At 45.4% G+C, this 11618-nt stretch carries 9 protein-coding genes; 6 read left to right on the top strand and 3 right to left on the bottom strand.

What is annotated here, in order from left to right; all coding sequences use genetic code 11:
- Nucleotides 1-196 precede the first annotated feature (196 nt).
- The 3 genes from EII32_RS10575 to EII32_RS12185 all read right to left on the bottom strand — a co-directional run bounded on the left by EII32_RS10575 (nucleotide 197) and on the right by EII32_RS12185 (nucleotide 2109).
- Entirely contained in the window at nucleotides 197-913 is a 717-nt protein-coding gene (locus tag EII32_RS10575) for a Bax inhibitor-1/YccA family protein (protein WP_125235369.1), read from the bottom strand.
- A 96-nt stretch (nucleotides 914-1009) separates the two neighbouring features.
- Nucleotides 1010-1807: a carbohydrate-binding family 9-like protein gene (locus tag EII32_RS10580; protein WP_125235370.1), complete on the bottom strand. Its 798-nt coding sequence runs from the start codon at nucleotides 1805-1807 to the stop codon at nucleotides 1010-1012.
- A gap of 143 nt (nucleotides 1808-1950) precedes the next feature.
- Nucleotides 1951-2109: a hypothetical protein gene (locus EII32_RS12185; RefSeq protein WP_158611178.1), complete on the bottom strand. Its 159-nt coding sequence runs from the start codon at nucleotides 2107-2109 to the stop codon at nucleotides 1951-1953.
- A 359-nt stretch (nucleotides 2110-2468) separates the two neighbouring features.
- Here EII32_RS12185 and EII32_RS10585 point away from each other — a divergent pair, with 359 nt between their 5' ends.
- The 6 genes from EII32_RS10585 to EII32_RS10610 are packed head-to-tail and all read left to right on the top strand — an operon-like array spanning nucleotide 2469 to nucleotide 11418.
- Nucleotides 2469-3212, top strand: a complete 744-nt coding sequence (locus tag EII32_RS10585; protein WP_125235371.1) for an HmuY family protein — start codon at nucleotides 2469-2471, stop codon at nucleotides 3210-3212.
- Nucleotides 3213-3226: 14 nt separating this feature from the next.
- Complete coding sequence (locus EII32_RS10590; RefSeq protein WP_125235372.1) at nucleotides 3227-5449, top strand: TonB-dependent receptor; 2223 nt, start codon at nucleotides 3227-3229, stop codon at nucleotides 5447-5449.
- A gap of 3 nt (nucleotides 5450-5452) precedes the next feature.
- Nucleotides 5453-9772, top strand: a complete 4320-nt coding sequence (locus EII32_RS10595) for a cobaltochelatase subunit CobN (protein WP_125235373.1) — start codon at nucleotides 5453-5455, stop codon at nucleotides 9770-9772.
- A 13-nt stretch (nucleotides 9773-9785) separates the two neighbouring features.
- Entirely contained in the window at nucleotides 9786-10478 is a 693-nt protein-coding gene (locus tag EII32_RS10600) for a hypothetical protein (protein WP_125235374.1), read from the top strand.
- Between the two features lie 11 nt (nucleotides 10479-10489).
- Complete coding sequence (locus EII32_RS10605; protein WP_125235375.1) at nucleotides 10490-11092, top strand: MotA/TolQ/ExbB proton channel family protein; 603 nt, start codon at nucleotides 10490-10492, stop codon at nucleotides 11090-11092.
- Complete coding sequence (locus tag EII32_RS10610) at nucleotides 11089-11418, top strand: DUF2149 domain-containing protein (RefSeq protein WP_125235376.1); 330 nt, start codon at nucleotides 11089-11091, stop codon at nucleotides 11416-11418. Before EII32_RS10605 ends, EII32_RS10610 begins: the two co-directional genes overlap by 4 nt.
- Nucleotides 11419-11618 lie beyond the last annotated feature (200 nt).

The raw sequence follows: 11618 nt of genomic DNA on the forward strand, positions 1-11618 counted from the left end.
TGGCTGCGCAGATGTCAGCAAGCGGGCTAAAGCAGTCGGGAAGCGTAACGGCAATGGCAAATCTAAGCAAATGCGGTCTAATGACCGATTTGGGTTTAAACCAATTTATAAAACTCATCAATATTAAAAAAGGACACAAGTCTTCATCGTGGAGACTCGTGTCCGAATTAATGTCTATAGTGTTATGTTCTTGTGGTCAATCGCGGCTGCCTCCGAATATTCGGAGCAGGTATATAAACATGTTGATAAAATCGAGATAAAGGCTGAGTGCTCCCAACAATGCTATCTTCTGCGTGGTGTCTCCGGTATCGTCGGCCGCAGCCAGCATTTTCTTGATGCGCTGCGTGTCATACATTGTCAGTCCGGCGAATATCGCCACGCCAATCCAACTGACGATGAGGCTCATCATTCCGCTCTTTAACAAAAATACGTTGACGAGCGAGGCTATGATAAGTCCCACTACGCCCATAAGTAATATGTTGCCGAATTTCGACAGATCGGTCTTTATCACCATTCCCATAACACCCATTGCGGCAAACATGCCCGCAGCAATGAAGAACACCGATGCTATGCTGCCGATGTCGTATATTATGAATATTGATGAGAGTATTGCACCGTTGATTATCGAGTAGAGCGCGAAGAGCAGCGTAGCCACCGGCATTGAAAGTTTGTTTATGCCTGCGCTGATGCCGAACACCAATCCCAGTTCGGTAATAATCATTCCCCAGAACAACATGCGGTTGCTTGCTATACTGAACCACAGTCCCGTGTCTGCCACCATCCATGCTGTAAATCCCGTAATGGCGAGTGCCAGTGTCATCCATACATAAACCTTGCGCATCGTTGCCGGCATGGCCAGCGAAACGCGTTTTTCTTTCTCCTGTATAAGTTCGTAAAGTCTTTCTTCTGTCATTTTCTTTCTACCTATTTTATAATTTTAGTGTGCAAACATAATCATTTTTCCTCATTCCGCAATGATTTTGTTCCATGCCTTTGCATAAATTAACGGTTACTCATTGTCTGTCACTTGGTGTACAGTGATGTTTTTGTGGTTGTTTTTTCCCTCAAACATAATCTTTCCGAATCTGTTTGTACGGTGGAAATTGGGTTTCCCGTCCTGTCCAACCATATTCCATGAAAGGAAATGTCGCTTTGGCAATCGGCTGCCATACTTGAAGAAATTGGCGGTCGCTTCAACTCCGTCGAGGTTTTTCACGTTGCTCTTGAAAAGTGCCGAGACCGGTATTGCCAGCATCAATGTCCACTGTTGTTCACCGATGCGGGTTTCGAAAGGTTTGCGCCCAAGCGAACTCCATCTCCCGATGCTGCCAAGCACATCGTCATCCGCTTCCTCTCTGTCGGTCGCGGTTTCTCCGACTTGCATAAGTATTGCCCCGATGCAGTTGCTCTCTATGTTGTAATATACGTTGTCGTTATTCAGTTTAAGGAAAAATTCGCAACACGCATCTTGAAATACCGCTGTCTGATCCTTGGCATTTACCGCTCTTACTGCGTCTTCTTTTACACTGTACTCTATGTATATGTTGTTTCCGTCGTGTGCAATCCTGAAGCGTGCAGTTGGTTTGTAAGGATAGGTGTGTTTCCAGTTTTGGCAGTCGATGTCATTCCATGGCACACCGAAACGGTCGAAAGTCTTTCCTACCTCTTTTGCTTCCTCAATGGCATGTGGCAGCCGTTTTATTGTTAGTGCCTTTGTACTGTTCTTAGCGTTTGCAGCCTTTGCCATTGTAAGTGCAATACTCATGACGGCCATTGTCATTATGGTAATCTTTAAAATGTAATTCATTATCACTTAATATCTTTAGAATCTATTTGTATCATCCCGTAAAAACAACGCCGTTCACAATTATTTATTATTGTGTCCTCATAAATTTGTCGTTGCACTTTCATTACTTGAAGGCTTTTAACCCCAATCGGTCATTAGAACCCTCAACCGATTTTGTTCGATTGTTGCGCAGATGTCAGCAAGCGGGCTAAAGCAGTAGGGAAGCGTAACGGTAATATCAAATCTAAGCAAATGCGGTCTAATGACCGATTTGGGTTTAATATGTCCGCAAACTCCGGACTTGATGGATAATATACCGGCAATGGAAAATTTTATCTAATGGTTTGTAATTAATCATAAATTGGTATGTCCTATGCGGAAAAGTGTTTTTTCGTATGTTTTTCTTGTGTTATTATCATTTTTTGAGTACTTGATATTGTTTCTGTAGTGTTCCTTATTTAATTGATATAATGTGTGAAACGTAAATTATTCCCCATGTTTTTTTATTGCTTTTCATGTCAGACTATAAGTTTCGGGATAAAAAACATTAATCTGAAAAAGAAGAGTGTGAAATGCTTTCAAGAAATTAAAAAAATACTAATTATAAGGTATTGTGTGAAAAGTTCCCACTTATTAATTTTGCACCCAATAAATTTAATTATTTTTTAAAACATTATCACTTATGAAACTTAAATCATTTATTGCATTGGCATGCCTTTCCCTTTTTGTATTCTCATCGTGTGGAAATGAAGACGATCCCGTTATTCCGGAACCTCAGAATAATAAGACAAAGAAACTCTCTTTTACTCCGGCTCCAAGAGGCTCATGGGCGTATGTCAATTTGGAAACCGGCGAGGTAAAGGTTGAAAAAGACGTGAACGAATGGATATATAAACAAGGTGTATTACTTAAGGACGAGAATGGGAATGTAGTTAAAGATGAAAAAGGAAACCCCATATATAAGAAAGACAAAGATGGCAATATAGAAACTACCATAGTGAAAACTATACCGGCAAGCGAACCAAATGCTCCGGCGGTGTGGCATCTTGCATTCCATGATTACAATGTCTGCACCAATGACGCAGCCGTATTGATGACGGACAAGACAGACATAAATGCTTTTAAAGAAATGCCCATGGGTGAATATGCTGAAGACAAAAATGCCACAATCATCGTTGACATGAAAGGAATGATGAGTGTTCCGTTCGAGATTGGGTGTGCAAATACCAAGGCGAATTTTGTGTTGGGCAAATGGTTGGTTTCCAAAGGCATGCCTCCTGTACGTACCATGTCGGATAAAGTTTTCAGTGTACGTTTCAAGAATGGCGACTATGTTTTGATAAAGTTTAAGGATTACAAGGATCCCACCGGCAAATCAAAACTCATAGTGTTTGATTACAAGTTAGTGAAGAAAACTACAAAGTGAATTAAAGTATGGCAATGAAAAAGTTTGCATATATACTTGCTCTGACATTAACGGTGGCTTTAGTCACCGTTAATGCTGAGACGCCAGTTGCAATCCCTGACAATCAGGTCAGCGGTATAGTTGTGGGCGCCAATGGAGAACCTCTTGTCGGGGCTACCATAACGGTGGAAGGTACAAATATATGTACCGGCACCAATTCGCGCGGAGAGTTCCAACTGAGGCTTGAGAAAGACAAGGTTTACAAACTTCACATAAGTTACATGGGATATGTGTCTCGTGTGTTGAATGTTCCCGCTTCCGGTCACCCGCCTTTGCGCGTCAGTCTCAAGCCGTCGTCAACACCTCTCGACGAGGTAGTGGTAACCGGCAGCCGCAGCGAACGACCGTTGAAAGATGTTCCCGTGATAACCCGTGTAATATCTCGTGAAGAAATCGAAGCAATCAACCCGGTTGATTTCACATCTTTACTCGAGAACACTCTTCCCGGTGTGCAATTCTACTACAACACAATGAGCCAAGTTCCCGAAATAACCTATCAGGGCATGGATGCCAAATCGGTTCTATTCCTGCTCGACGGCGAGCGCATAAGTGGTGAGAGCGGCAACAGCAACATTGATTACAGTAGGTTCAGTGTTGATGAAATTGAGAGAATAGAAGTGGTGCGCGGTGCCGCTTCCACATTGTATGACAGCCGTGCAATAGGAGGTGTCGTGAATATAATTACCAAGAAAAGTTTCAGACCGTTCAATGGCACTCTGAATGCACGTTATGCAGGTAAAAACGGTCAGTCGTACACCGCAACCGCCGGAATAAACCTGAAGAAATTCTCATCGCTCACGTCATTCGGTTTTCGCAAGCGCGACACATACCTTGTCAAGGACGACAAAGGCAAAGTTCAAGAGACAATCAATCCCGACGGCTCGGTGACAAAGACCGAGACAAAACCTACGGCGGGATATATATATGGATATGACATCATGGATGTTTCACAGAAACTATCCTATCACTTTACCGAAAGGCTCAGTGCCTCAGTGAGGATGTCTTATTATACAAACAAGCGCGACACTTATAGCGGAGCAAGGCATCATCAGAAATACGAAGACCTTATACTGAGCGGAAAGTTGAAATGGCTTTTTGCAGACAACCAGAATGTGGAACTTACCTTTGTCCGCGACCTGTATAGAAAAGATAATGTTTACAACCTCGTAAAACTGCGCGAGGAAGTATATCGTAACATCAACAACACGTTACGCATGTACTACACCGGAACGTTCGGCAGACATATCGTCAGCGGAGGAGTGGATTTCCTACGTGAAGACCTAAAGCATCATTTCATGAAAGACTCTGCAATGAGGCACATGAACCAGTTGTCGCTTTGTGTGCAGGAAGAATGGCATATTACCGACAACCTTAACCTTGTCCTTGGCATGCGCGGCGACAAAGGAGACGGCTACAAGTTCCACTTTACTCCGAAAATATCAGCAATGTACCGCCCCGTTAAGGACATCACGCTGCGGGCAGGCTATTCGCAAGGCTACCGTATTCCCAACCTGAAAGAACTATATCAGGAATTCAACATGGGTGGAGTGATAATGATGTATGGTAACAAAAACTTGAAACCCGAAAACGGCAACCAAGTGTCAGTATCGGCAGAATATGACCATGACAACCTTAATGTCTCAATATCTGCATACCATAATCGTTACAAGAACAAAATCGGCTATGAGTACATCGATCCTTCCAAGTCGCAGGATATGCAATATACCAACTCATTCAACGTGAAAACCACCGGAGTAGAGGCTACTGCCAACTATATGTTCCCGTTCGGGCTGCGTCTGTCGGGGGCTTATGCCTATGTTCACGACTATGATAAGCGCGACGGATATAACATGTCGTGGCTCAGACCTCACAGCGCACGTTTCGGTGCAATATACAAACATCGTTTCGGGAAAACTGTCGAGAGCGTGGCATTCAACAGCCAATGGGTATCGCGCATAACACGTTATTCGTACAACAGTACGGAAAAAACATATACGCGATATGTGTATGAACCGCGTACGATATGCTCAATCAACTTTCGGTCGGAGTTGCCAAGAGGCATCAACCTCGGACTTATGATTGACAATCTGTTCAACTACAAGGACAAAGCTGCCGACACGGCGGTACAGTTGCCCGAAAATGGAATAACGGTGGTTGCAACCGTAGGGATAAACATTACTGACATGTTAAAACTCTGACACATGAAAAAGAAAATAATCATTTCGGCCACGTTATTGTTGCTGATAATCGTATCGGCCGTCGTATGGCATGTGTGGTTAGGTAAAACCCGCATCGCTTTCGTTAACTTTCAAGCCATTACGTTGGGAAAGATAGCAAAAGCAAACAACAACCCCATGATAAAGGTGGAAGACCTGTCTCTCGAGAACTTGGACGAACTTGACGACTACGATGCGGTGTTTTTCGTGGCAATGGGTCTTCGTCTTACCGAAGAACAACGCAGTCAGGTTGAACACGCCCGAGAAAAAGGGGTTCACATATTAAGCACTATGATAACCAATCCGGACAACGATTTTACCACTATGGACTCGGTAACGGCCGACACGTTGAGACGATATGTGGATAATGGCTGTCAGGAAAATTACCGGAGCATGCTTAATTATGTCCGCAAGAACATAGACAAGAAACTCATTTTCGCCCCCGAACCACACGCATTGATAGAACGTGTGTACGGACTTGTATATCATGCCGACCCGAAAGATGCCGAGGCAGAAGACCTGCAATTTAATTCCATTGCCGAATACCATGCTTTCTTGAAGAAGAACGGCTTGTGGAAAGAGAATGCTCCTTCAGTATTCATTACGGGTAACATGGGCGAGCCACGGGAATTGATAGCACGTTTGGAAGCCACGGGAAACGTGGTCTATCCGGTGCATTCCATAAGGACAATGATAGAAGGGCATCATGCAGACAGCATCAACTTGTCGGCAGTGATAAACATGCCTCACGGGCGTTTGGGCGACAACGTGGTAGATTTCCTCAAGGAAAGAAACATACCACTGTTTGCACCGTTGAACGTAAACCGTTTGGTAAAGTCGTGGGAAGAAGACAAAATGGGCATGAGCGGTGGTTTCCTGTCGCAGAGTGTGGTTACACCGGAGATTGACGGTGCTTTGCGCTCGTTCGCCCTTTTCGGCCATTATGTTGGTAACGACGACTTGCATTATGTGGCGGCAATCCCCGAGCGTCTCGACAATTTCGTGGAGACGGTGAACAATTATATAGGACTTCAGCGTAAGTCGAACAAGGACAAACGCATTGCAATCTATTATTACAAGGGGCCGGGACAGAATGCCATGATGGCAGGCGGAATGGAGGTGGGACCATCGTTGTATAACCTGCTCGTGAAACTTCGCGATGAGGGTTACAATGTTGAAGGTTTACCTGCTTCTCCGAAAGAACTTGAGCAGATGATACAACAGCAGGGAGCAGTTTTCGGCTCCTATGCCAAAGGTGCATTCGATGCCTTTATGAATACCGGTCGTCCCGAACTCATAACGAAAAAGCAGTATGAAGGCTGGGTTAAGACAGCCCTGCGTCCGGAGAAATATGCGGAAGTGGTGAAAGCCTGCGGCGAGTTCCCCGGCGAGTATATGGCAACTCCCGACGGAAAACTCGGCGTGGCTCGCATACGCCTTGGCAATGTAGTATTATTGCCGCAGAATGCAGCAGGAAAAGGTGATAATTCTTTTAAGATTGTTCATGGCACGGATGCCGCACCTCCACATACTTATATTGCTTCATATCTGTGGGTGAAATATGGATTCAAGGCAGATGCACTTATACATTTCGGAACTCATGGCAGTTTGGAGTTTACCCCGAAGAAACAAGTGGCATTGTCCAACCTCGACTGGCCGGACAGATTGGTAGGTACAACCCCGCATTTCTACTTATATACCATCGGAAACGTGGGCGAGGGGTTGATTGCAAAGCGACGTTCGTATGCCGGATTGCAGTCGTATCTCACCGCGCCTTTCATGGAGAGCAGCCTGCGGGAAACATATCACGAACTTGCAGAGAAAATCAAGATATACAACGACAAGGTAGTACATCGTAAAGACCAAGTAAATGAGGCATCGCTGGCAGTTAAGGCGATAACCATTCGTCTCGGCATTCATCGCGAATTGGAACTTGACAGTATTCCGGGCAAACCTTATTCCGAAGAAGACATACTGAGGATAGACAACTTTGCCGAAGAGTTGGCAACATCGAAAATCAACGGACAGTTATATACGCTGGGTGTTCCATACGAGCCGGCACGCGTGGTAAGCAGTGTGTATGCCATGTGTACAGACCCGATTGCATATTCTGTCTATGCCATAGACAAGTCTTTGGGAAGAGTGGATAACAGCATCGTTAGACACAAAGTGCAGTTCACACAACGCTACCTGAACCCCGCCAAGGCATTGGTGGGCAGACTTATCGACAGTCCTTCGGGTGCAACGGATGCCACGATATGCAGCATCGCAAACATCACGCCACAACAGTTGGCAAAGGCTCGCGATATATATAATTCGATAAAGTCTGCACAAGACATGATGTCAATGATGATGGGAGGAGGTACTCCGGGTGGCAAGATTAATGCTGGCATGCCTTCCATGAAAGGTATGTCCGGCATGAAGAAAAATACTTCCATGAAGGCTATGCCTCCTATGAAGGGTATGTCTTCCATGAAAGGTATGCCTTCAATGAAGGGACATGCGTCCGCCACCGGAAAACCATCTGTGGGAAATGTTAAAGGCGGTATGCCTGCGGCAGCAAAGAGCAAGGGCGGCATGCAAGGAATGATGGGCGAGAAACCGAAATACGGAAAAGGTGAAAAAGAATTTGCTTTTGCCGTGGCAGAGTTGGAACGTACCATACGCAATGTCGCAAATCATAAGAAAAACCTTTTAATCAGTCCGCAACTCGAACTTTCAAGCATTATAAATGCCTTAAACGGTGGATATACGGCACCTTCGCCCGGAGGAGACCCCATCGCAAATCCCAACACCATTCCAACCGGACGTAATCTATATGGCATAAATGCCGAGGCTACACCAAGCGAGTCGGCGTGGGAGAAAGGAAAGGACTTGGCAGAAAGCACCATCGAGATGTACCGCAGGAGACACAACGACAGTATTCCGCGAAAAGTTAGTTATACGTTGTGGAGCGGAGAGTTCATTGAGACGGGCGGAGCTACCATTGCACAGGTATTGTATATGCTGGGAGTGGAACCTGTACGCGACAGTTTCGGAAGAGTGACCGACCTAAGGCTTATACCTTCGAAGGAACTGGGACGACCGAGAATAGATGTGGTGGTGCAGACATCGGGACAACTGCGTGACCTCGCAGCCTCGCGCCTCTTCCTTATCAACCGCGCTGTGGAAATGGCTGCTGCTGCCAAAGACGACGTGTATGAAAACCAAGTTGCCGAAGGCATAAGAGAAACAGAGCGTGTGTTGACGGAAAAAGGACTTTCTCCGAAAGAGGCGCGCGAAATGGCTTCCCGGCGTGTATTCGGTGGCGTCAACGGTGGTTACGGCACCGGTATTCAGGGAATGGTGATGAGCAGCGACCGATGGGAGAAACGCTCGGAGATTGCAGACACCTACCTGAACAACATGGGGGCATTCTATGGCGATCCGAAGAATTGGGAACAGTTCAAGGAGTATGCTTTCGAAGCGGCACTTATGCGCACCGATGTTGTCATACAGCCAAGGCAGAGCAATACGTGGGGAGCATTGAGTCTCGACCATGTCTATGAGTTCATGGGCGGTCTGAACCTTACAGTAAGAGAGGTTACAGGCAAAGACCCTGACGCATATCTCAGCGACTATCGCAATCATCAGAATATGCGCATGCAGGAGGTAAAAGAGGCAATAGGCATTGAAAGCCGAACGACAATCTTCAATCCTGCATACATCAAGGAACAGATGAAAGGCGGGAAAAGTTCGGCAGACGGCTTTGCTGCCGTTGTGCAGAATACCTATGGCTGGGAAGTGATGAAACCAAATGCCATAGGTGACGAGATGTGGAACGAAATATTCAACGTATATGTAAAGGATAAATTCGACTTGGGAATCAACGAATTCTTCGAAAAGAAGAACCCTGCCGCCATTGAGGAGATAACGGCCGTGATGCTGGAGAGTGCACGCAAGGGTATGTGGAAAGCCGACAAGCAACAGATTGCAACATTGGCAAAGACACATGTGGAACTTGTGAACAAATACAAGCCTTCTTGTTCGGGATTTGTCTGCGATAATGCCAAGTTGCGTAAATTCATTGCGGAGAATAACGCAGATAAAGCGGCAAACAAGAATTACGAGAACCATATCAGCAAGATAAGAGAAGCCGGCATAAATGGTAAGGACGGCGTTAAGATGCAGAAGGAGACAATTACCGACGATAATACGCAGAAGAAACTGCTTAACAATGTCATCGTTGTAGTGGCAGTGATTGCGATAATTTCTGTACTGATATGGATTGTGCGCCGCAACCGCAGGCAGCGCAACATGAAATAGGAGAATTTATGACATGACAACGGTCGTATCCATACTTATGATATTGGTCTGCTTCAATTTTTTGTTGAAGCAGACCTTTACCGGACTTCGCGTAATGGTCGCAACAACTATACTGCTTGCGGCATTTGCAGTGTTTACATGGCCCATGGCGATAGAACAGTCGAAGACACAAATTGCCGACTGGCTGCAGAACACTGGCTTGATGCGCGACATGGCTGTGATATTGACGCTTGACGTGGTGGCACAACTCACGTTCTGCATCTTTACCGTGCGCATGCCGATGCCCGAAAAAGCACGTCGTCGCAGCCGTATCATACAGAGGTTTCTTGCGGTTTATCCGAGTTTGGCTGTATTTCCCGTAGTATTCGGGGTTCTCGTCGAACTCATATTCTCTCTGCCGGGAGTGTCGTTTACTCTTATTGCTTGTTCGTTGGGAGGCTTGATACTTCTTGTTGTGCCGTTGGGCAGCAGATTGCTGCGTATGTTGCTTCCCGAAAACGACCTGAGATTGGAGATGCTTTTCCTCTCAAACGTGCTGGTGGCAGGCATAGGAGTGGTGGCAACTGTCAACGGAGACACACAGAACAGTCCGGCAGAAAATGTGGATTTTGTGGCTCTTGCACTTTTTGCCGCACTTTTTGCAGGAGGTTTCGTCCTTGGACTTATATGGTATAAATGGGTGAGAAAAAAATATTTTAAACATTAACAGTAATTCAAATGACTTACATATCAGACTTTTTATTTTGGATTTCCACGGGATTGCTCGTACCTGTCGTAATATTGTTGCTAATCTTGTTCGGAAGAGCACTGTTGCTGGTAGGTACATTTTTCGGTCAATACATGAACATGCGTAAAATGCACTCTTCGGTAATCGGACAACTTGAGGAGGTAACGGAAGGGAACATCGCCTCGCTCGCCGACAGATTGCCGGCAAAAGGACAGTCAATGTTCCTTGTATATATACACCGTATGCTTGATACGGGCGGAAGCAATGCGCATATTTCAAGGCTGCTCTCACAATACGAAATCGCCGCAGAAAAGGATATGGGAGTGTCGAAAACATTGTCAAAACTGGGTCCCGTATTAGGACTCATGGGAACACTTATTCCTATGGGACCTGCACTCGTGGGACTTTCCACGGGAGACATCGCTTCAATGGCATACAACATGCAGGTGGCATTTGCAACTACCGTCGTGGGACTGTTTTCCGGAGCTGTGGGAACCGTAACCGTGCAGGTAAAGAAACGTTGGTATATACAGGAACTTACACAACTGGAGTTCTTGGCAGAGATAATGAATAAAGAGAAGAATAAAATATGAGACGGCGCAGATTGCTTTCACGGGACGAGGACTTGGATCCTATGAGCGTGGTTGGTAACCTATTTGATGTGGCAATGGTTTTTGCCGTGGCACTGATGGTGGCTTTGGTTACAAGATACAATATGACGGAAATGTTCAGCAAGGAAGATTTTACCATGGTAAAAAATCCGGGCAAGGAGAATATGGAGATAATAACCAAGAAAGGACATAAGATAGAACGTTATACACCATCGGAAGATCAGAGTCAAAACAATGGTACGAAAGGTAAAAAGGTAGGAATAGCCTACGAACTTGAGAACGGAGAAATTATATACGTTCCCGAGTGACTAATTGGGATTTCTTATTCCTCCGCCGGACTAATATGCACCCCTGTGTCGTGCCTGATACATGACTGTGTTTTCATGTATCCGCACGCCGGGGGTGCTTGTTTTTTTATCCTTCAACGTTATTTTTGCCGTATCTTTTCCCGTCTCCTGTTTTTCCTTTTTCCTTTTTGTGCCATAATGACGATTAATTTCGCCTGTTT

The organism is Prevotella sp. OH937_COT-195 (genome assembly GCF_003932845.1).
Taxonomy (GTDB): Bacteria; Bacteroidota; Bacteroidia; order Bacteroidales; family Bacteroidaceae; genus Prevotella.